Origin of the sequence: Stappia sp. WLB 29, from assembly GCF_023507705.1 — a bacterium.
Lineage (GTDB): Bacteria > Pseudomonadota > Alphaproteobacteria > Rhizobiales > Stappiaceae > Stappia.
Genome location: NZ_JALBGD010000002.1, coordinates 304789 through 325759 on the forward strand (window position 1 = coordinate 304789; position 20971 = coordinate 325759).

Consider the following 20971-nt stretch of genomic DNA (forward strand, 5'->3'; position numbering starts at 1 on the left):
ACGGCGTTTCACCCTCAGACATTTACGAGCGTACGGGGCAGTCAGAACCAATGAGTACCGAGCCGAACACGACAGGGGCAGGCACCGAGGCGCCGCAGAGCCACGCCTTCCAGGCGGAGGTCGCGCGGTTGCTCCATCTCATGGTGCACTCGGTCTACTCCAACAAGGACATCTTCCTTCGCGAGCTGATTTCCAACGCGGCCGATGCGTGCGAGCGATTGCGGCACGCAGCCCTCACCGATCCTGCGCTGCTGGGTGAGGACACGGAGTTCGGCATTCGCCTTGAGGCGGACGAAGCGGGCCGCAAGCTGGTGGTGTCCGACAACGGTTCGGGCATGACCCGGCAGGAGCTGATCGACAATCTCGGCACCATCGCCCGCTCCGGCACCAAGGCGTTCATGGACCGGCTGGGCGAGGGCAAGGACGGAACGGCGCTGATCGGCCAGTTCGGCGTCGGCTTCTACTCCGCCTTCATGGTGGCGGAGAAGGTGGACGTGGTGAGCCGCGCCGCCGGCAGCAGCGAGGCCTGGCAGTGGAGCTCGGACGGGCTCGGCGCCTTCACGGTGGAGCCGGCTCCTGCCGACGCGGACGTGCCTGTGCGCGGAACCCGGGTGATCCTGCATCTGAAGGACGATGCCGCATCCTATGCGCGGCCTGCCACCATCGAGCGGATCGTCCGCGCCTATTCCGCGCATGTACCGGTACCGATCACGCTGGTCACCCAGCCCGAAGACGATGGCAAGGTGAGCGAGCCTCGTCGCCTTGCCGACGGCACCGCGCTGTGGACGCGTTCGAAGTCCGAGATCGGCGAGGAGGAATATCGCGAGTTCTACGGCCATGTGTCGGGACAGTTCGACGAGCCGGCGATGACCGTCCACTACCGGGCGGAAGGGCGGCACGAATATTCCGTGCTGCTGTTCGTGCCGTCGATGAAGCCGTTCGACCTGTTCGACCCCGACCGCAAGGGACGGGTGAAGCTCTATGTCCGCCGGGTGTTCATCGCCGATGACGTGGACCTGCTGCCGGCGTGGCTGCGCTTCGTGCGCGGCGTCATCGATTCCTCCGACCTGCCGCTCAACCTGTCGCGCGAGATGCTGCAGCACAATCCGGTGCTGGATGCTATCCGCAAGGGCGTGACCAACCGGCTGCTCGGAGATCTGCAGAAGCTGTCGGAAAGCGATGCGGCGGCCTACGAGAAGGTCTGGGAGACCTTCGGCCCGGTGCTGAAGGAAGGCATCTACGAGGACTTCGAGCGCAAGGAAAAGCTCCTCGGCCTCGCCCGGTTCCGCAGCAGCCGCGACAACGGGCAGAGCTGGCGGTCGCTGTCCGACTATGTGGCGGACCTGAAGGAAAACCAGACCCAGATCTATTACGCGACCGGCGCGAGCCAGGAGGCGATTGCCGCCAGCCCGCACCTGGAGGGCTTCCGTGCCCGCGGCGTCGAGGTGCTGTACCTCGCCGATCCGGTCGATGCGTTCTGGGTGCAGATGGTGGAAGGCTTCGAGGGCAAGCCGTTCCGCTCGATCACGCAAGGCGCTGCGGAGCTCGATAGCATCCCGGTCAGCGAGACGGAGGCCGATGCCGACAAGAAGGCCGAGGCCGGCGATACCGATATCGGTCTGGTCACGGCCTTCCTGAAGGAGACGCTCGGCGAGCGGGTGTCGGACGTGCGCAGTTCCTCGCGTCTCGCCGAGAGCCCCGTCTGTCTCGTCGCGCCCGAGCATGGGCCCGACCGGCAGTTCGAGAAGCTGATGTCGCGGCAGGGCGACGGGCGGGCGCGCCTTGCGCCGGTGCTGGAATTCAACCCTTCGCACGAATTGCTGGCTCGTCTTTCCTCGGCTTTGGCCGGCAGCGGCGACAAGGGCAAGCTTGAAGATACCGCCTGGCTGCTGCTCGACCAGGCGCTGATCCTCGACGGCGAGGTGCCGGCGGACCCGGTCGCCTTCGCCCGCCGGCTGTCCGCGGTGATGGGGCGCGGGCTCTGATCCGAGGTGACGGGGAGGCGGTCTCGCCTCCCCGGATCACCCAGCGTCGAGAACGACCGGGATCATCGAGGCGACGAGCAGCACTGCCATCGCGATATTGAAGAGGCGAGCCGCGCGCGGCTGCTTGAGAAGCTCGCCGACGGCCGCGCCGAACGCGAGCCAGGGCAGGCAGCCGAGGGCAGCGGCAACGATGAAGACGCCGGCGAGAATCCCGGCCTGCTGCAGCACGCCGCCGCTGCCGGGATGCATGTAGGTGCCGATGGCGCCGGCGGCGATCAGCCAGGCTTTGGGATTGACCCACTGAAACAGGGCGGCGCCGACGAAGCTGCCGCGCCGTTCCGCCGGCTTGTCCTTTGCTGCTGTTGTCTCGTCCGTCCTGCCGACCGGGGCCGAGCCGATCTTCCAGGCAAGCCATAGGAGCACGACGAGGCCGACGATGCGGATCGCGTCCATCACATGCGGCAGGGTGAAGACCGTGCCTCCGAGGCCGACGGCGAGGGCGAAGATCATCGCGGCGAAGCCGAAGACGATGCCCCACAGGGTCGGCATGCCCTTGCGAAAGCCGGCGGATCCGCCGATGGCGGTCAGCAGCACGTTGTTGGGGCCGGGCGTCACCGAGGCGACGAAGGCGAAGGTGGCGAAGGCGACGAGCTGGTCGGATGTCATGAGTGCCGATCTCGCGGTGGAGCGCCCGGTGACCGGGTGCGGCAGGGCAGGTTGCGGCACGATATGCAGTTCATGACGGCATTGCCAGAGGCGGGTTTGCAGTGCTTGCGCGGAGCGCTTGAATCCGTTCCACCGTTCCACGAGGATGCGCCGTCCGCGCATCGGGCGCGGCAAGGGAGGGACTGACGTGTTCGAGCTGAAGGACGTGGAGATCCTCCAGGATATCGTCCGGGCAGGCGGGTTTCGCGCTGCCGCCGCGAAATACGGGCTCTCGCAGTCGGCGATCTCGAACCGGGTTCTGGCGCTGGAAAAGCGCCTCGGCATCCAGCTGTTCGACCGTGGCCGCCGCCAGGTCCGCCTGACGCCGGTCGGGCGCCGCTTCCTGGAGGAGGCGCAGCGGTTGAGCGCAGCACGGGACCGATTGATCCAGGAGATCACGCGGCCCGGTGGGCTGAGCGGTACGATCCGCATTGGCGTTGCCGAGACCATCGTCCATACGATCTTGAGCGAATTGCTCAACCAGCTGAAAAGCGCCCATCAGCGGGTGCGCTTCGAACTGTCGGTCGATACTTCGCGCGAGCTCGGCCTGGCGCTGGCCGACGACGGGCTGGACGTCGCCATCATGCTGCGCGAGAGCGTGCCGAGCGGGGCGGCCGTGGTGCCGTTGCAGCGCCAGCCGCTCGGCTGGTACGGGGCTGCCTCCGACAAGGAAGGCGAGGATGCGGAGGCGGGCGAGCCGTTGACGCTGACCGACCTGGCCCGGCAGACCATCGTTTCCTTTCCCAAGGGCACGCCCCCGTTCCGCGAGCTGGAGGGGCTGCTGGCAGCCCCCGACCTGCCGCCGCCGGACCTGCACGGGTCGGCCAGCCTGTCCACCGTTCTGCATCTGGTGGCCGACGGGTTCGGGATCGGTGTGCTGCCGGTCCGTATTGCCGAGGCAGACCTTTTTCGCTCGCGGATCCGGCCGTTGAAGGTCGTGGACGGCGCCCGGCTAAGCGCCTTGCGGTTCGTCGTCGCCTACATGCCGGACCGGAATCGGGAGGTGGGAGAAGAGGTTGCGGCCGTCGCGCGTGCATGTGATCAAAATGATCTTGAAAGAAGATCGTAAAAATCTTATATCGATAACTTGACAAGATCATAACGACTGGCAATCCTCACGAGGTAACGTGAGGAGGTTGCCAGCGTGCCTGCATCTGTCGCCCTTGACCGCACCGTATCCGAACAGGATGCCTTCCGTGGTCTGTCTCCCGCCGATCTTCGCGTGAGCATCAGACAGGGCCGGTTCCGCGGCCCCACCGCCGGTTACGGCCAGGGCTGCCTCCAGGGGAACCTGGCGATCCTTCCGGCGGAGCTTGCCGGCGACTTCCTGCGCTTCTGCACACTCAATCCCAAGCCCTGTCCGCTGATCGGCATGTCCGAGCCAGGCAATCCGGGCATTCCCTCGCTCGGGCGCGATCTGGACATCCGTACCGACGTGTCCGGCTATCGCGTGTTCCGCGCGGACCAGGAGGGCTATACCCCGGTGCCGGACCTTGCAGAGGTCTGGCGCGAGGATCTCGTTGCTTTCGTGCTGGGCTGTTCGTTCTCTTTCGAGGCCGCCATCGTGCGGGCCGGCATTCCCCTGCCGCATTTCGAGGGCGGCAAGAACGTGCCGATGTACATCACCAACCTGCAGACGGCGCCGAGCGGCCCGTTCGGCGGGCCGCTGGTGGTGTCGATGCGCTCCTTCCATCCTTCCGACGCGATCCAGGCGGTGCTGCTCTCCGACCGCTACCGACTGGCCCATGGCGCGCCGGTGCATATCGGCGATCCGGCCGGCATCGGCATTGCCGACCTGATGAAACCCGATTTCGGCGATGTTCCGGAGCTTGCTCCCGGTGCAATCCCCGTGTTCTGGGCCTGCGGTGTGACCCCGCAGATGGCGATCCGCCAGGCCCGTCCGGAGATCGCCATCACCCATGAGCCCGGCCACATGTTGGTGACCGATCTCTCTGCCGATGCCGCCGAATTCACGCTCGGCGGTGTCTGGCCCGCTTCGAAGTGAACGAAAACCAGAGGAGTCCCACATGAAGCGCATTGCCTCCAGCCTGCTCGCGGCCACGGCCCTGTCGTTTGCCGCATTCGCTCCGGCCTCGGCCGAAACGCTGTCCGTCGTCGGCAGCTGGTCCAACCTTCCCCTGCACCAGAAGTTCGAGGCTCCGTTCTGGACGGAGACCCTGCCGGCCGCGTCGAACGGCGGTATCGAGGTGCAAATGACCACCCACAACCAGATGGGCATCCAGGGCGGCGACGTGTTCCGCATGCTGGGCGACGGCGTGTTCGACGTCGGCATGACGGTTGCCGACTATGCGGTGGGCGATGCGCCGGAACTCGAAGGCCTCGATGTTCCGCTGATCGCGACCACCGCGGATGAGGCCCGCGCCATGGTTGCGGCTGCCCGTCCGATGGTCGAGGATATCTACGAGCAGCGCTTCAACGCCAAGGTCCTGGCGATCGCGCCGTATCCCCCGCAGGTCGTCTTCTGCAAGGGTGACGTCTCCTCGCTGGAGGATCTGAAGGGCAAGAAGATCCGCGGTTCGGGTCGCATGACCACGAAGTTCCTCGAGGCGCTGGGCGCCGAGGGCGTCAACGTCGCCTTCTCGGAAGTGCCGGGCGCGCTGGAGCGCAGCGTCATCGACTGCGCCGTCACAGGTTCGGGCTCGGGCTACAGCGCCGGCTGGTGGGAAGTCACCGACACCTTGATGAACCTGCCGCTGGGCGGTTGGGACTCGGTGGTCACCGCCGTCAACCTCGACCGCTGGAACGCCCTGCCGGAAGAGACCCGTACCCTGATCGAGACCCAGATCAAGGAGAAGTTCGAGACCCCGGCGTGGGATTCCGTGGCGGCCTCCGTCGCCACCGACACCGCCTGCCTGACCGGCAACGGCGAGTGCCCGGCCGGCAAGCCGGCTTCCATGAAGCTGGTCGAGGCGAGCGAGGCGGATGTCGCCACCGCGCGCAAGATCCTGACCGAGACCGTTCTACCGGAGTGGGCCGAGCGGGCCGGTGCGGACTGGGTGAAGCGCTGGAACGACAGCGTCGGCCAGACCACCGGCGTCACGGTCAACTGATAGCGTGATCCAAGAGGGGGCCGCGACATGACGGACAATCTTGCCGCGGCCCTCCGCCGCATAAATTCCGGACTTGCCCTGCTGGTCGGCATCGTCGTGCTGGCGACCGCAGGCTTCGTGATCGTTGACATCACGCTCAGACAGTTCGGCCATTCGTTCGGCGGTTCGGACGAAATCTCCGGGTATGTGATGGCCGCGGTCGCAAGCTGGGGCCTGTCCTATGCGCTGACCGAGCTTGCCCATGTGCGCATCGATCTCGTCCGTCAGAAGCTGCAGACGCGAGGGCGGGCCATGCTCGACATCTTCGCGATGAGCGTTGCTGCCGGCACGGTCTGCATCATCGCCTATCAGGCCTGGCCGGTTCTGGAAAAGACGCTGGTCCGGGGGTCGCGGGCCAACACGGCCCTCGAGACGCCCCTGTGGATCCCGCAGGCGGTCTGGTTCTCCGGCTGGGTGTGGTTCGCCATCTCCTCCTGCCTTCTGGTCCTGCTGGCGCTGGCGACGGTACTGCGCGGCGATTTCGAGAACGCTGATGCGATGATCGGCGCACGCGGCGAAGCGGAGGACGGCAAATGATCGGAAGCGTCGCCATCGCTCTGCTCGGGCTGCTTTCGCTATCCATTCCGGTCGGCATCGTCCTGTTCCTGCTCGGCTTCGGTATTTCCGAGTTTTTCTCGGTCTTTCCGCTGATCCGTGGCCTCGGGCAGGTGGTCTGGTCGGCATCCGATTCCGCCACGCTGATCGCGATTCCCTTCTTCGTGCTGCTCGGCGAGATCCTTGTGCGCGGCGGCATTGCCGAGAAGACCTACGGCTCCCTCGACAAGTGGGTGTCCTGGCTGCCGGGCGGGCTGGTCCATGCCAATATCGGCACCGCCACCATGTTCTCCGCCACCTCCGGCTCCTCCGTCGCAACGGCCGCGACGGTCGCCACCGTGGCCATGCCCCAGGCCGAGCGGCTGGGCTACGATCCCAAGCTGTTTTCCGGGGCGATTGCCGCCGGCGGCACGCTCGGCATCCTGATCCCGCCGTCGATCAACCTGATCGTCTATGGCTTCCTTACAGAGACCTCGATCCCGCGTCTGTTCCTGGCCGGTCTCCTGCCGGGCCTGTTGATGGCGGTCGCCTTCATGATCGTGACGGCGGTCCTGTGCAAGATCTGGCCCGCGCTCGGCGGTCCGAGCCGCAGCTTCGGCTGGGGCGAGCGGTTCATGGCCCTCGTCCAGCTGGTGCCGATCTTCATCCTGTTCACCGTGGTGATCGGGTCGATCTACGCGGGCTGGGCAACGCCGACGGAGTCGGCCGCCGTCGGCGTCGCGATGGCGCTGCTGATCGCGCTGTTCAACGGCGGCGTCTCCTCCAGCATGCTGCGCGAGAGCCTGCTCGGCACCGTGCGCATCACCGCGATGATCATGCTGATCATCACCGGTGCCTATTTCCTCAACTTCACGCTGGCCTCGGCCGGGCTCGGCCGCGAGCTTCAGGACTTGTTCGATAGCCTGAACCTGTCGCCCTTCGGCACGCTGCTGGTGGTCATCGTCCTCTACATTGTCCTCGGCTTCTTCATCGAGACGCTGTCGCTGATGGTCGCGACCATTCCCATCGTCGTGCCGATCATGGTCGGGCTCGGCTACGACAAGGTCTGGTTCGGTGTGATGATGATCGTGCTGGTGGAAATGGCGCTGATCACGCCGCCTGTCGGGCTCAATCTCTACGTGGTGCAGGGCGCGCGAAAATCCGGCTCGCTGAGCGAGGTGATGCTCGGCTGCATTCCTTATGTCCTGGTGATGCTCGCCATGGTCGCTGCCCTCATCGTCTTCCCGCAAATCGCCCTGTTCCTGCCCGGATCGCTCTGATCCGGCGCAGGCCCTTTTCCTTTTTCAAGGAGCCTCCCATGGAGTTCACCCTCAACGGTGCGCCGTTTTCCGCTCGCATCGCCCATCTGACCGTCGCCGGCTGGACCGGACGAGAACCGGAGGCGATCCGTCATCACATCGAGGAACTGGCGGAGATCGGTGTGGCGCCGCCGTCCACCGTGCCGCTCTACTACCGCACTGCCGCGGATCTCCTCACCCAGGAAGGCGGCATCCAGGTCGTCGGCGGCGGCACGTCCGGCGAGGTCGAGCCGTTCCTGCTGGCAAAGGACGGCGTGCTTCATATCGGGCTTGCCTCCGACCATACGGATCGCGACCTCGAAGCCCATTCCGTGGCGCTCTCCAAGCAGGCCTGCGCCAAGCCAGTGGCCCGCGAACTCTGGCTGTTCGACGAGGTTGCCGGGCATCTCGATGCGCTTGAACTGCGCTCGTGGATCAAGGAGGATGCGGCCGGTGACTGGATCTCCTATCAGGACGGCAAGGTCGGCTCGATCCGCCCGCTCGCCGATCTGATCGAGGGGTCTGGAATGGACGCCGCCCGCGAGCGTGGCGACTGTGTGGCCATGCTGTGCGGTACGCTCGGCGCCATCGGCGGCGTGCGCCCGGCGGCGGCGTTCAGGATGGAGCTTCGCGATCCGGTGCTCGGCCGCAGCATCGGTCACAGCTACGAGATCACGGTCCTGCCGATCGTCGCCTGAGGCGTCGCTCGCGGGACGACTGTCGCCGGCGGATGGGCCGGATGGTACAGGGGAGACAGGTGAATGGGTGAGATCGTCGAGAAGGCCAGGGCCGCGATCGGACGCGTTGAGGCGCTGGGAGATGCGGCATCGGCGATCTTCACCGAGTTCTCTCCCGGCCGCATCTTGCAGGCGGCGGCCGAGGCGGAGGCCCTGGTCGCGGCCGCCGACAGGCCGTTGCCGCTCGCCGGGATGCTGGTCTCAGTGAAGGATCTCTACGACGAGGCGGGCCAGCGCACCACGGCGGCCTCGCTGCTGCTGAAGGACCGGGAGCCGGCAACCGAGGACTGCCCGGTGGTGGCGCGGATCAAGGAGGCGGGCGCCGTGCCGTTCGGCCGGACTTCGATGAGCGAGTTCGCCTATTCGGGCGTCGGCCTCAACCCGCATTACGGCACTCCATCGAACGTCTTCGAGGAGGGTGGCATTCCCGGCGGCTCGACATCGGGCGGCGGTGTGACGGTCGGCCTCGGCCTGTGCGAGATCGCGCTCGGAACCGATACCGGCGGCTCGGTCCGCATTCCCTCGGCGATCAACGGTCTCTACGGGCACAAGCCGAGCCAGGACAAGGTGCCGCTCGACGGCGTGCATCCGCTGGCCGTCTCCTTCGATTCCTGCGGGCCGCTGGCGAGCGACTTCGCGACCATGCTGGCTGCCTATCAGGTGATGAGCGGCGGCGATGCCCCGGGTGTCGAGGGACCTGCCGGAGGCCTGCGTCTGGCCGTGCCGGAAAACGCCTTCACCAACGATCTGGACGCGTGGTCGCGCGGCCATTTCGAGGCGGTGAAGGCGCGCCTCGCCGAGGCGGGCCACGAACTCGTGCCGCTCGACCTGGGGTTCCTGCACGAAGCGCTGCTGCTCAACAAGATCCTCATCTCCGCCGAGGCCCATGAGCTCTACAGGGATCATCTCGACACGCTCGTCAGCGTCGGCGACCCGCGGGTGTTGACCCGCATTCGCTTCCGCGAGACGCTGAGCGACGACGAAGTGGCCGAGGCGAGGGCGGCCCGCATCGAGGTCATCGCGCGCACGGTGGAGGCGTTGTCGGGCTTCGATGCGCTGATCGCTCCGACGCTGCAGATCCGCCCGCCCAGCATTGCGGACACGCTGGCGGATTTCGACCGCATCAACGCGGCGATGCTGCGCAACACCTCGTTGCTGAACCTTGCCGATGGCTGCGCGATGTCGATGCCGACGCGCAGCACAGGCACCGGCCGCCCCGGCGCGCTGATGATCGGCGGGGCGAAGGGTCACGACGAGCGCGTGTTGTCCGTCGGCGCAAGGCTCGACCGGGACCTCAACGGCATCGGTTGATCAGGCCTCGCCGTTCTTTCCGAACCGGCGATCCCGGATGGCGTCGACCGGATGCTGGGTCATTTCCAGATGCAGCGCACGTCCCGTGTAGGGATTTGCGCGGGCGACATCCTCGTCGAGCTCGACGCCGAGGCCCGGCGCATCGGGCACGATGACGTAGCCGTTTTCCCAGCGCAGCGGCGTCTTCAGGATCTCGGCATGGAAGCCGTCGAACCGGCGGATCGATTCCAGGATCAGGAAGTTCGGCGAGCAGGCGGCGAGCTGGATGTTCGCTGCGGCGACGATGGGCCCACAATATAGGTGCGGCGCGATCTGGGCGTGCCAGGCCTCCGCCATCCCGGCGATCTTTTTGGCCTCCAGCAAACCGCCGACGCGGCCGAGATTCATCTGCAGGATCGAGGCGGCTCCCGTCGACAGCAGCCGGGCGAACTCCCATTTGGTGCAAAGCCGCTCGCCGGTCGCAACCGGGATGGCGGTTCCGCGCGCCACCTTTGCCATTTCCTCCGGCATGTCGGGCGGCACCGGCTCCTCGAACCAGAGCGGATCGTAGGGCTCGATGCGGCGGGCAAGACGCAGTGCGCCCGATGCGGTGAACTGGCCGTGGGTTCCGAACAGGAGGTCCGCCCGGTTGCCGACGGCCTCGCGGATGCGGCGGCAGAACAGCTCGCTGCGATCGAGATCCTCCAGATCCGGCTGGCGCCCGCCATGCACGGAGTAGGGGCCGGCGGGATCGAACTTCACCGCCGTGAAGCCCTCCTCGACATATTCGGCAGCACGCTCGGCCGACAGGTCCGGATCGCCGTAGAAGGCGGCATGGTCCTCGTCTTTCTTCGGGTAGAGATAGGTGTAGGAGCGCAGCCGTTCGTGCACGCGCCCGCCGAGGAGGGCATGGACGGGCTTGCCGAGCGCCTTGCCGACAATGTCCCACATCGCCATTTCGAGGCCGCTGACGACGCCGCACATGGTCGGATCCGGGCGCTGGGTGAAGCCGGAGCCGTAGGCCCTGCGGAAGAAGACCTCGATGGCGAAGGGGTCGCTACCCTTCAGGTAGCGGGCGAACACGTCCTCGGCGAGGCGCGTCACCGCATCTGGGCCGAAGCTCGCCGTATAGATCTCGCCATAGCCGACAACGCCGCAGGCCGTGGTGAGCTTGACGAAGACGAAATAGCGGCCGCCGAAGCCGGGCGGCGGATTGCCGACCACGAATGTCTCGAGTTCGGCAAGCTTCATCGCATGTCCTCCTCATCGCGCGGTCGTCGGCCCTCGCAGGCTACTGGCGTTGGGGAGGATGTCCAGATGCGCGAAAGCGACACGTACGGTCGCTTTCGCGCAAACGTATCGTCAGGCCCAGCGGACCTGCGCGCCGAGCTCCGTCAGCTTCTCGACGAAGCGCGGATGGGCGCGGCGGATCGGATCCGCCTTGCGGATGGTCGACTGGCCCTCGACCTGGATCGCCGCCAGGAATAGGCCGAGGACGACGCGGATGATGTAGGGCGCCTCGACTTCCGCCGGCCGCAGGTTGTTGCCGCCGAAGACGATCAGCCGGTGCGGGTCGGAGAGGTGCACGCGGGCGCCGAACTTCGCCAGTTCCGAGCTCCAGGCCAGCGCACCTTCGTAGATCTTGTTCCAGAACATGATCTCGCTGTGGCAGCCGACGGCGACGCCGATCGCCTGCGGCAGCAGGTCGGCCGGGAAATACGGCCAAGGAGCGGCTTCGATCTTCGGCAGCATCTCGCGGGTGTAGGGGCGGGAGATCTCGCGGGTCCAGCCGGTGACGGTGATGGAATCATCGGTCGTCTCGAACTGGAGCCCGAGCTTGGCGAATTGGCGCAGGATCAGCGTCATGTGCGGGGTGACGTCGGTCTTCACCGTGACCCGGCCACCGGTGACGCCGCCGATGGCGAGGAAGGTCGCGACTTCGTGGTGGTCGTCGGGCACCCGCACGCGGGTTCCGGACAGGCGCTCGACACCCGTCACGCTTAGGCGTGATGTTCCGAGGCCGTCGATCTTCGCACCCATGGAACGCAGCATCTCGCACAGCGCCTGGACATGCGGCTCGGAGGCCGCGTTCATCAGGATGGAAGAGCCTTCTGCCGTGGCGGCGATCATCGCGAAGGTCTCGGTCGCGGTCACCGACGCATAGTCGGCCCAGATCGCCTGGCCCTTGAGCTGGTCCTCGCGGCGGATGTCGTAAGGATGCGTCGCGACGATGCGGGCGCCGAACTGCTCGATGATCTCCAGATGGGGATCGATCTCGCGCAGGCCGAGAGCGCAGCCCTTGGCATCGGTGTCGAAGGTGAGGGTGCCGGTGCGCACCATCACCGGCGCCAGCAAAAGTACGGCGGAGCGGATACCGAGCGGCAGGTCCGCCTCACCGCTGCGGAAGGCGTCGAAGTCGTGGCGGATGGTCAGCGTCGCACCGTCGTCGGCGCGCGCCACGGTCGAGCCCATGCTCTCGAAATAGGCGAGGATCTTGGCGACGTCGCTGATCTCGGGAACGTTCTCCAGCGTCACCGGTTCGTCGGTGAGCAGGGTGGCGCAGAGCATCGGCAGAACGGCATTCTTGTTGCCCGACGGAATGACGGTGCCCGAGATCGGGTGTCCGCCATCGACGATGAGGTCGGCCATGGAAAAGTGCCTCCGGATGGAAGGGGCAGGATGTTGCCCGTTTCCTAATGGAGAATCCGGGCGACGGCAAACGGCAGTTCCGTGGCAAGGATATGGCCGTGCCGAGATGCCGTCCTACGCCGCGATCTCCAGTGTGGTGCCGGCGGCCAGCAAGCGCTCGGCGATCTCCGGCGGCGGAGCCATGTCGGTGACGATCCGGTCGACATCGGGGAATCCCGCGACCCGCACAAGCGCGCGCCGGTTGAACTTGCTGTGGTCGGTGATGACCGTTCGGGTCTCGCCGCAGCCGAGCACCGTGCGGGCGAAATCCGCCTCTGCAAGGTGATAGTCCATCAGCCCGTCCACCGGATCGATGGCCGCGATGGAAATGACCACGTGGCGGACGCGAAAGGCGGAGACGAAGTCGATGGCGGAGCGGCCGAAGGCGGCGCCGTTGTCGCCGTGCAACTCGCCCCCGGCCATATAGACCTTGTTGCCGTTCACGGTCGCCAGGGTCCTTGCGACGTCGGACGAGTTGGTGACGATGGTCAGGCCGGTCTTGCCGCGCAACTCGCGCGCCAGCACGCTCGTCGTGGTTCCTGTGTCCATCATGACGCTATCGCCGTCGGCGATGCCGGCCGCGACATGGCGGGCGATGCGGATCTTGGCGTCGAGGTTTTCCCGCATGCGGCGCTCGAACGGAGCCTCCATGTCCTGCCGCGCCAGGCTGACCAGCCCGTGCAACTTGACGATCTCGCCGGTTTCCACCAGCGAGCGGATGTCGCGGCGGATCGTCTCCAGCGAGACATCGAGCTCGGCAGCGAGATCGGCGATGCGGGCACTGCCCGAGCGGCGGGTGCTTTCCAGGATCAGGGTCTGACGCTTGCTGAAGGTCATAGCGCAGGTTACGGCCCGGCTGTTTGGTTGTTTGTGTGGCTTTTGTGGTAATATCGGCTATTCAATCTCAAAAAGCCACATCAAGTGCTCTATTTGCCAATTTTATCCCCCAAATGCATTGACAGGTTTGGCAGCCGAGGTGACGATCCTGTGACGGCGCCGAAGAGATCCGACAAGGGCGGGCGCTGCCTCCAGAGCGCATACAGAGGGAACCAGCCATGACACATGTCCGTCCGGCGGCAGCGATCCTGTCCGCCTTGCTGGCCGCAACCGTCCTTTCGGGGGCGCCGGTGCGAGCCGCGGAGAACGCAGATCCCATCCGCCTCACCCTGCACGACTGGACGGGCCAGCTGATTACCACGCAGATTATGGGCGAGGTGCTGAAGAAGGCCGGCTACAACGTCGAATACGTTCAGGCCGACTATATCGCCCAGTTCGCCGGCCTGAAGACCGGCGACCTGCACGTGGCGATGGAAATCTGGGAGACCACCGGCCGCGATGCGCTGGACGAGGCGACCGCCACCGGGCAGGTCGAGAACCTCGGTGAAAGCGGCATGTTGGCGATCGAGGAATGGTGGTATCCCAGCTACATGAAGGAGCTCTGCCCGGGGCTGCCCGACTGGGAAGCGCTGAAGAGCGATGCTTGCGCCGAAGCCTTCTCCACCGCGGAGACGGCGCCGAAGGGCCGGTATCTCGGAGCTCCGGTGACCTGGGGCGGATATGACGATGAGCGCGTCGAGGCGCTCGAACTGCCGTTCGAGGTGGTTCACGCCGGGACGGATGCGGCGCTCTTCGCCGAGCTGGAATCGGCCTATCAGCGCAAGGCGCCGATTCTCCTGTGGGTCTATGCCCCGCACTGGGCGCCGCAGAAATACGAGGGCGAGTGGGTCGAGTTCCCGACCTATGAGAAGGCCTGCTACGAGGACCCCGCGTGGGGCTCCAATCCGGACATGGCCTACGATTGCGGCAAGCCGCGCGGGCCGATCTGGAAGGTCGCGTGGTCCGGCGTGAAGGACAAGTGGCCCGGCGCGCACAAGGCGATCTCGGCCTTCTCCGTCGACAATGACGAGATGGGCGGGATGATCACCAAGGTCGATCTCGACGGACAGAGCGTCGAGGATGTGGTCGCTGCCTGGATGGAAGCCAACACCGACCGCTGGTCGGAGTGGATCAAGTAACACCCTTGCCCGACTGGCTGTCGCCGCCTTCCGTCCCCGGGACGGCGGCAGCCTCTTTTCGCCCTGTCGCGGATATGTCCTTCCGTCTTTCGGCAGGCTGGCGGCGACGGGACCTGCAAGCCGAGGCATGCCACCCGTGACCAGTTCATTGCAGCAGGGCCAAAGGCCCGCAGCCGCAGCACCTGCGACGAAGCTCGAATGCCGTTCGGTCTGGAAACTGTTCGGCGCCGGCGCCGAGGGTTACCCGGTCGACGGCCCGAACGCCGCGGACAGCGGTCGCCTTGCGCGGGCCGGACTTGTCGGCGCGGTGCGCGACGTCAATCTCGGCGTGCGCGAGGGCGAGATCTTCGTGATCATGGGTCTGTCCGGCTCCGGCAAGTCGACGCTGGTGCGCTGCCTGTCGCGGCTGGTCGAGCCGACCCATGGCGAGATCCTGTTCAACGGCGAGAACCTGCTTGCCGCAAGCCCGAAGCGGATGATCGAGATCCGCCGGCACCATATGGGCATGGTGTTCCAGCATTTCGCGCTGCTGCCGCATCTCACCGTGCTCGGCAATGTCGCCTTTCCGCTGGAGGTTCAGGGCGTCGGGCGGACGGAGCGCGAGGCGCGTGCACGGCAGATGATTTCGCTGGTCGGCCTGGAAGGGCGCGAGGGCTTTTTCCCGCGCGAACTGTCCGGCGGCCAGCAGCAGCGGGTGGGCATCGCCCGTTCGCTCGCGGTGGAGCCGGAACTGTGGTTCCTCGACGAGCCGTTCTCCGCGCTCGATCCGTTGATCCGGCGCGAGATGCAGGATGAGTTCATCCGCCTGCAGTCGGTGCTGCGCAAGACCATCGTCTTCATCACCCACGATTTCGACGAGGCCATTCGCCTGGCCGACCGCATTGCCATCATGAAGGACGGTGCGGTCGTGCAGGTCGGCACGCCTGAAGACCTGGTGCTGCGGCCGGCGAACGACTACGTCGCCGAGTTCACCCGCGGCGTTGCCCGCGCCAAGGTGATCCGTGCCGGCAGCCTGATGGAGGCAGGGAGCGCTCCGGCAGGTGCGCCGACGGTGGACGAGGGCGCGCCCATCGCCGATGCGGCCTCGTTCTTTGCCGGCGGCTTGCAGGAAATTGGCGTGCGCGCGCGCGACGGTCGTGTGTTCGGGCGCCTCACCCGCGATGCGGTCGTGACCGTGATGATGCAGGGCTGAGCATGAGCGAGGCCGCCAGCATTCCGCGCGCGCCCGCGCCTCTCGCCGCCGCTGGAGCCGGCGGCCGCGAGAACCGTCGCCGCTGGCACATCATCTGGGGCGCCGGTGTTCTCGCCTTTGTGCTGCTCTGGCAATTCGGCGAGTCCTATGCCGGCTGGGCCTTCGACATTCCGCGCGGCTGGCGCATCCCGATGCAGCGCTGGATCAGCGATGCGATGCGCTGGCTGGTCGAGGAGGCGAGCTTCGGCCTGTTCACCTTCACCGACCTCACGCGCTTTCTCGCCGCCATGGTGGAGGCACCCTATCGTCTGGTCCTCGGTCTGCTGTCGACCGGTATTCTCGATGGGCGCGGCAGCGCCGCGGTGCAGTTGCTGCCGCCGCTGTCGTGGCTCGCGGTGACCGGCGTTGCGATGTTGATGGGCCACTATGCCGGCGGACGCCGTCTCGCGCTGCTGGTCGGCGGCTGCTTTGCCTTCCTTGCCGTCTTCGGCCAGTGGGCCAGCGCGATGGTCACGCTCGCCTCGATCCTGATCGCCGTGCCGGTCGGGGTCGTGGGCGGGTTGCTGCTGGGACTTGCCGCCTTCCGCTGGCGGATGTTCGACAGGGCCTTGAGGCCGGTGCTCGACCTGATGCAGACCGTGCCGGTCTTTGCTTATCTGGTGCCGATCCTGTTCCTGTTCGGTTTCGGTCCGACTTCGGCGGTCGTCGCCACCATCATCTATGCGCTGCCGCCGATGACCCGGATCAGCCTGCTGGCCCTGCGCGCCGTGCCAGAAGAGGCGCACGAGCTCGGGCGAATGACCGGTTGCTCGCGGCGGCAGATGACCTGGCGCATCCTCGTGCCGAGCGCGCGGCCGGGGCTGATGGTCGGCGTCAACCAGGTGATCATGCTGTCGCTCAACATGGTCATCATCGCCTCGATGATCGGCGCGGGCGGGCTCGGCTTCGACGTGCTGGCGGCCCTGAGACGGCTCGACATCGGCGCGGGCATCGAGGCAGGCCTTGCCATTGTCGCGCTTGCCATTGCGCTCGACAGGCTGAGCCAGGCCTTTGCCGACCGCCGTCCGGAGCACGGGGCGGAGGACGCGCAGCGAAAGGGGCTGCTCGCGCGCCATCCCTATACGGTTGCCGGCTGCCTGCTCGTCCTGGTCACGGCGCTCGCCGGCCTCGTCGCCGCGCCCGTGCAGGCCTACCCGAAGGCCTTGCAGCTTTCCACCGGCTCGGTCGGCAGCGACATCGTCGGCTGGATCAACGTCAATTTCTTCGACCAGATCGAGGCGGTGAAGAACGCGCTGCTGCTCAACGTGCTGGTTCCGGCCAAGCGGTTCCTCGCCGGACTGCCGTGGCTAGGTGTCTCCGGGCTGCTGGGCCTGCTCGGCTGGCGGCTCGGCGGCTGGCGTCTCGCCCTTCTGGTCACCGTGCTCGCCTCGCTGATCGCCTTCACCGGCCAGTGGGAGAAGGCGATGGTGACCGTCTATCTCTGCGGCATCTCCGTCGTCATCGCCTGCATGATCGGCATTCCTGTCGGCATTCTCGCTTCCACCCGCGAACGGGTGTGGAAGGGCGTGGAACTGGTCATCGACACGCTGCAGACGCTGCCCTCCTTCGTCTACCTGATGCCGGCGGTGATGCTGTTCCGCGTCGGCGACTTCACGGCCATGATCGCCGTCGTCGCCTATGCGGTCGCGCCGGCGATCCGCTACACCGCGCACGGTCTGCGCCAGGTGAACCCGCAGCTGCTCGAGGCCGGCATCGTGTCGGGAGCGACGCCGTGGCAGCTGATGACCAAGATCCGCCTGCGGCTTGCGTTGCCGGAGATCCTTCTCGGCATCAACCAGACCATCATGCTGGCACTGTCGATGCTGGTGATCACGGCCCTGGTCGGCACGCGCGACCTTGGCCAGGAGGTCTATATCGCGCTCACCAAGGCCGATACCGGGCGCGGTCTCGTCGCCGGTCTTGCCGTCGCCTTCATCGCCATCATCGCCGACCGGCTGATCGCCGCTGCCGCAGAGCGCAGCCGGCAACGCCTCGGCCTCGACGACACCGCAGGAGGACGCTCATGAGTGATGCGCCCGGCGCCGCCGCAACCCATGACAGGATCGCCGCCCTGCCGGTTTGGTCCGGCCCCATCGAGATCGAGCCGCTGCATGGTGGGCTTTCCAATGCCAGCTTTCTCGTTCGTGATCGCGAAGGGGCCTTCGTGGTGCGCCTCGGTCAGGACTTCCCGTTCCATCATGTGGAGCGGGCACGCGAGGCGATGGTGACACGGGCCGCCGTCGATCTTGGCCTTGCGCCGGAACTGGTGCATGTCGAGCCCGGCATCATGGTCTCTCGCTTCATCGACGGGCACACGTTCGGGCCTGCCGATGTGCGGGCCCGGCGTGCCGATGTCGCCGCGCTCATCCGGCGCTTCCATACCGGCATGGGCGAGCGGGTCAGCGGTGCGGGCTTCATCTTCTGGGTCTTCCACGTCATCCGCGACTATGCCCGCACGCTGGTCGCCGGAAACTCGCGCATGGCGGGCCGCCTGCCGGAATTCCTCGCCGTGGCGCAGGAGATGGAGCAGGCGCAGGTGGCGCTGCCCATCGTCTTCGGCCACCACGACCTGCTGCCGGCGAATTTCATCGACGACGGCAACCGTCTCTGGCTGATCGACTTCGAATATGCGGGCTTCGGCACGGCGATGTTCGACCTCGCCGGTGTCGCCTCCAATGCGGGTTTCTCGCAGATGGAGACCGAAGACCTGCTGGCAACCTATCTCGACGCGCCGGCGGATGCGGCCTTCCTGCATGCCCATGCGGCGATGCAGGTCGCCTCGCTGTTGCGCGAGACCCTCTGGAGCCTCGTCTCCGAACTGCATCTCGACGCGCCGGGCGTCGACTACGTCGCCTACACCGCAGAAACGCTCGCCGCCTATGAGGCGGCGCTTGCCAGCTACCGCCTCCGTTTCGGAAAGGGTTAGTTCCATGTCGCTTCCACAGCAGGCCCAGATCGTCGTCATCGGCGGCGGCATCATCGGCTGTTCGACCACCTATCACCTGGCGCGCGATCACAAGGCCGATGTGCTGCTGCTGGAGCAGGGCAAGCTCACCAGCGGCTCGACCTGGCATGCGGCCGGGCTGGTCGGTCAGTTGCGCTCCTCCGCCTCTATCACCCAGGTGCTGAAATACTCCGTCGATCTCTACAAGCGGCTGGACGCAGAGACGGGCCTGGAGACCGGCTGGCGGATGACCGGCTGTCTGCGGCTCGCCTGCAACGAGGATCGCTGGACCGAGTATCGCCGCCTTGCCACCACCGCCCGCAGCTTCGGCATGGAGATGCACCTGCTGTCGCCGGACGAGGTGAAGGCGATGTGGCCCCTGATGCGCGTCGACGATCTGGTGGGAGCGACCTTTCTGCCGACCGACGGACAGGCCAGTCCGTCCGACATCACCCAGTCGCTGGCCAAGGGCGCACGCATGCACGGGGTGCGGATCGTCGAGGGCATCCGCGTTACCGGCTTCGTCATGGACGGGGCGCGCATCACCCATGTGGAGACGACGCAGGGGCGCATTGCCTGCGACAAGGTGGTCAACTGTGCCGGCCAGTGGGCGCGGCAGGTCGGCGCCATGGCGCGCGTCAACGTGCCGCTGCAGCCGGTCAAGCACCAATACATCATCACCGAGCCGATCCAGGGTATCACCTCCAACACCCCGACCGTGCGCGACCCCGACCGGCGTACCTATTTCAAGGAGGAGGTCGGCGGCCTGGCGCTCGGCGGCTACGAGCCGGACCCCATCGCCTGGACGACGGGCGATGTGCCGGACGATTTCCAGTTCCAGCTGTTCGAGGACGACTGGGACCATTTCGAGCAACATCTGGTCAACTCGATCCATCGCGTCCCGGCGCTCGAGCAGACCGGCGTCAAGCAGATGATCAACGGGCCGGAAAGCTTCACACCGGACGGCAATTTCATTCTCGGCGCGGCGCCCGAATGCGCGAACATGTATGTCGGCGCCGGCTTTAACGCCTTCGGCATCGCCTCGGGCGGCGGTGCCGGCTGGGTGCTCGCCGAATGGGTGATGAAGGGCGAGGCGCCGCTGGATCTTTGGAGCGTCGACATCCGCCGCTTCTCCGGCCTGCACAGCGACCGCGATTGGGTCTGCGAGCGCACGCTGGAAGCCTATGGCAAGCACTACACCATCGTTTTCCCGCATGAGGAATATGCGAGCGGCCGGCCGCGCATCGTCTCGCCGCTCTACGAACGGCTCCAGGCGCGCGGGGCGGTGTTCGGCTCGAAGCTCGGCTGGGAGCGGCCCAACTGGTTCGCCCGCCCCGGCGACGAGCCGCGCGACATCTACTCCATGGGCAGGCAGAACTGGTTCGACGCGGTCGGCGAGGAACACCGTGCCGTGCGCGAAGCGGTCGGCCTGTTCGACCAGTCGTCCTTTGCCAAGTTCGAGCTGCGCGGGCCGGATGCGGCGGCACAGCTGGAGTTCATCTGCGCCAACAAGGTCGGCAAGTCGGCTGGCCGGTTGACCTATACCCAGCTGCTCAACAGCCGCGGCGGCATCGAATGCGACCTCACCGTCGCGCGCCTTGCCGACGATCTGTTCTACATCGTCACCGGTACCGGTTTTCGCACCCATGACGGAAGCTGGATCGCCGAGCACCTGCGCGCGGGCTCCAATGCGACCCTCGCTGACGTGACCGAGGAGTTCGGCACGCTGTCGCTGATGGGGCCGAAGGCGCGCGATGTGCTCGCCGCTGTTGCGCCGGGGGCGGATGTGTCGGGGGAGGCCTTTCCTTTCGGCCATGTGCGGGTGATCGAGATCGCCGGACATCCGGTGCGGGCCTTGCGTGTGACCTATGTCGGCGAACTCGGCTGGGAGTTGCACGTGCCCATCGGCGCCACCGGGGCGGTGTTCGATGCCCTGATGGAGGCGGGCGCCCCGCACGGAATCCGGCCGGCGGGTTATCGCGCCATCGAATCCTTGCGGCTTGAGAAGGGTTATCGCGCCTGGGGCGCGGATATCACGCCGAACGACAGCCCGTTCGAGGCTGGTCTCGGCTGGGCGGTGAAGCTGCGCTCCGGCCTGCCGTTCCTCGGTCGGGAGGCTTCGGAGCGGATCGCGGCGGTGCCGCTGCGCAAGCAGCTCGCCTGTTTCACGGTCGAGGACCAGAGCGTGGTGCTGCTCGGCCGCGAGACGATCCTGCGCGACGGCGAGTTTGCCGGCTATCTGTCCAGCGGCGGCTACGGCTACACGGTGGACCGGCCGATCGGCTATGGCTATTTGCGTCGTGCGGATGGTGTGGACGAGGCGTACTTGCGCGCCGGCAGCTATGAGCTCGTTGTCGCCAATGAGCGGGTTCCGGCACGGATCGAACTCGGCCCTCTCTACGATCCGCAGAATGCCCGTGTGAAGGCCTGAGGA

General features: G+C 66.5%; 17 protein-coding genes. 13 read left to right on the forward strand and 4 right to left on the reverse strand.

Annotation, left to right across the window (positions count from 1 at the left end):
• Window positions 1-50 precede the first annotated feature (50 nt).
• On the forward strand, window positions 51-1985 hold the full coding sequence (gene htpG, locus MNI96_RS04780) for a molecular chaperone HtpG (protein WP_249690832.1): 1935 nt from the start codon (window positions 51-53) through the stop codon (window positions 1983-1985).
• 36 nt (window positions 1986-2021) lie between these two features.
• On the opposite strand, the gene MNI96_RS04785 is transcribed toward htpG, so the two are convergent.
• Complete coding sequence (locus MNI96_RS04785) at window positions 2022-2651, reverse strand: LysE family translocator (protein WP_249690833.1); 630 nt, start codon at window positions 2649-2651, stop codon at window positions 2022-2024.
• A 187-nt stretch (window positions 2652-2838) separates the two neighbouring features.
• On the opposite strand from MNI96_RS04785, the gene MNI96_RS04790 reads away from it, so the two are divergent.
• From MNI96_RS04790 to MNI96_RS04820, 7 genes are all read left to right on the forward strand, one after another.
• Entirely contained in the window at window positions 2839-3759 is a 921-nt protein-coding gene (locus tag MNI96_RS04790; protein ID WP_249690834.1) for a LysR family transcriptional regulator, read from the forward strand.
• Window positions 3760-3891: 132 nt separating this feature from the next.
• Window positions 3892-4695, forward strand: a complete 804-nt coding sequence (locus tag MNI96_RS04795; protein WP_283776350.1) for a putative hydro-lyase — start codon at window positions 3892-3894, stop codon at window positions 4693-4695.
• A gap of 22 nt (window positions 4696-4717) precedes the next feature.
• Window positions 4718-5761, forward strand: a complete 1044-nt coding sequence (locus MNI96_RS04800) for a TRAP transporter substrate-binding protein (protein WP_249690836.1) — start codon at window positions 4718-4720, stop codon at window positions 5759-5761.
• Between the two features lie 27 nt (window positions 5762-5788).
• Window positions 5789-6337: a TRAP transporter small permease subunit gene (locus tag MNI96_RS04805; protein ID WP_249690837.1), complete on the forward strand. Its 549-nt coding sequence runs from the start codon at window positions 5789-5791 to the stop codon at window positions 6335-6337.
• Complete coding sequence (locus MNI96_RS04810) at window positions 6334-7614, forward strand: TRAP transporter large permease (protein ID WP_249690839.1); 1281 nt, start codon at window positions 6334-6336, stop codon at window positions 7612-7614. The genes MNI96_RS04805 and MNI96_RS04810 overlap by 4 nt, the downstream gene beginning before the upstream one ends.
• 38 nt (window positions 7615-7652) lie before the next feature.
• Window positions 7653-8330, forward strand: a complete 678-nt coding sequence (locus MNI96_RS04815) for a DUF2848 domain-containing protein (RefSeq protein ID WP_249690841.1) — start codon at window positions 7653-7655, stop codon at window positions 8328-8330.
• Window positions 8331-8393: 63 nt separating this feature from the next.
• Complete coding sequence (locus MNI96_RS04820; protein ID WP_249690843.1) at window positions 8394-9680, forward strand: amidase family protein; 1287 nt, start codon at window positions 8394-8396, stop codon at window positions 9678-9680.
• On the opposite strand, the gene MNI96_RS04825 is transcribed toward MNI96_RS04820, so the two are convergent.
• The 3 genes from MNI96_RS04825 to MNI96_RS04835 form a co-directional block, all read right to left on the reverse strand.
• Window positions 9681-10910: a mandelate racemase/muconate lactonizing enzyme family protein gene (locus MNI96_RS04825; RefSeq protein WP_249690845.1), complete on the reverse strand. Its 1230-nt coding sequence runs from the start codon at window positions 10908-10910 to the stop codon at window positions 9681-9683.
• Between the two features lie 111 nt (window positions 10911-11021).
• Complete coding sequence (locus MNI96_RS04830) at window positions 11022-12308, reverse strand: UDP-N-acetylglucosamine 1-carboxyvinyltransferase (protein ID WP_249690847.1); 1287 nt, start codon at window positions 12306-12308, stop codon at window positions 11022-11024.
• A gap of 114 nt (window positions 12309-12422) precedes the next feature.
• The gene (locus MNI96_RS04835) at window positions 12423-13184 is read right to left on the reverse strand and encodes a DeoR/GlpR family DNA-binding transcription regulator (protein WP_249690850.1); all 762 of its coding nucleotides are present in this window, start codon (window positions 13182-13184) and stop codon (window positions 12423-12425) included.
• 218 nt (window positions 13185-13402) lie between these two features.
• On the opposite strand from MNI96_RS04835, the gene MNI96_RS04840 reads away from it, so the two are divergent.
• From MNI96_RS04840 to MNI96_RS04860, 5 genes are all read left to right on the forward strand, one after another.
• Window positions 13403-14362: an ABC transporter substrate-binding protein gene (locus MNI96_RS04840; protein WP_249690851.1), complete on the forward strand. Its 960-nt coding sequence runs from the start codon at window positions 13403-13405 to the stop codon at window positions 14360-14362.
• A 136-nt stretch (window positions 14363-14498) separates the two neighbouring features.
• Complete coding sequence (locus tag MNI96_RS04845) at window positions 14499-15554, forward strand: quaternary amine ABC transporter ATP-binding protein (RefSeq protein WP_249690853.1); 1056 nt, start codon at window positions 14499-14501, stop codon at window positions 15552-15554.
• 2 nt (window positions 15555-15556) lie between these two features.
• Window positions 15557-17620: an ABC transporter permease gene (locus tag MNI96_RS04850; RefSeq protein WP_249690855.1), complete on the forward strand. Its 2064-nt coding sequence runs from the start codon at window positions 15557-15559 to the stop codon at window positions 17618-17620.
• Entirely contained in the window at window positions 17617-18519 is a 903-nt protein-coding gene (locus MNI96_RS04855) for a choline kinase family protein (RefSeq protein ID WP_249690857.1), read from the forward strand. The genes MNI96_RS04850 and MNI96_RS04855 overlap by 4 nt, the downstream gene beginning before the upstream one ends.
• A 4-nt stretch (window positions 18520-18523) precedes the next feature.
• Window positions 18524-20968: a GcvT family protein gene (locus tag MNI96_RS04860; protein WP_249690859.1), complete on the forward strand. Its 2445-nt coding sequence runs from the start codon at window positions 18524-18526 to the stop codon at window positions 20966-20968.
• The last annotated feature ends 3 nt before the right edge of the window (window positions 20969-20971 follow it).

Excerpts from the sequence above, each read along its gene's own strand:
- htpG (WP_249690832.1), top strand. The coding sequence starts at position 51 with ATGAGTACCGAGCCGAACACGACAGGGGCAGGCACCGAGGCGCCGCAG.
- MNI96_RS04785 (WP_249690833.1), bottom strand. The coding sequence starts at position 2,651 with ATGACATCCGACCAGCTCGTCGCCTTCGCCACCTTCGCCTTCGTCGCC.
- MNI96_RS04800 (WP_249690836.1), top strand. The coding sequence starts at position 4,718 with ATGAAGCGCATTGCCTCCAGCCTGCTCGCGGCCACGGCCCTGTCGTTT.
- MNI96_RS04805 (WP_249690837.1), top strand. The coding sequence starts at position 5,789 with ATGACGGACAATCTTGCCGCGGCCCTCCGCCGCATAAATTCCGGACTT.
- MNI96_RS04810 (WP_249690839.1), top strand. The coding sequence starts at position 6,334 with ATGATCGGAAGCGTCGCCATCGCTCTGCTCGGGCTGCTTTCGCTATCC.
- MNI96_RS04815 (WP_249690841.1), top strand. The coding sequence starts at position 7,653 with ATGGAGTTCACCCTCAACGGTGCGCCGTTTTCCGCTCGCATCGCCCAT.
- MNI96_RS04820 (WP_249690843.1), top strand. The coding sequence starts at position 8,394 with ATGGGTGAGATCGTCGAGAAGGCCAGGGCCGCGATCGGACGCGTTGAG.
- MNI96_RS04825 (WP_249690845.1), bottom strand. The coding sequence starts at position 10,910 with ATGAAGCTTGCCGAACTCGAGACATTCGTGGTCGGCAATCCGCCGCCC.
- MNI96_RS04830 (WP_249690847.1), bottom strand. The coding sequence starts at position 12,308 with ATGGCCGACCTCATCGTCGATGGCGGACACCCGATCTCGGGCACCGTC.
- MNI96_RS04835 (WP_249690850.1), bottom strand. The coding sequence starts at position 13,184 with ATGACCTTCAGCAAGCGTCAGACCCTGATCCTGGAAAGCACCCGCCGC.
- MNI96_RS04840 (WP_249690851.1), top strand. The coding sequence starts at position 13,403 with ATGACACATGTCCGTCCGGCGGCAGCGATCCTGTCCGCCTTGCTGGCC.
- MNI96_RS04850 (WP_249690855.1), top strand. The coding sequence starts at position 15,557 with ATGAGCGAGGCCGCCAGCATTCCGCGCGCGCCCGCGCCTCTCGCCGCC.
- MNI96_RS04855 (WP_249690857.1), top strand. The coding sequence starts at position 17,617 with ATGAGTGATGCGCCCGGCGCCGCCGCAACCCATGACAGGATCGCCGCC.
- MNI96_RS04860 (WP_249690859.1), top strand. The coding sequence starts at position 18,524 with ATGTCGCTTCCACAGCAGGCCCAGATCGTCGTCATCGGCGGCGGCATC.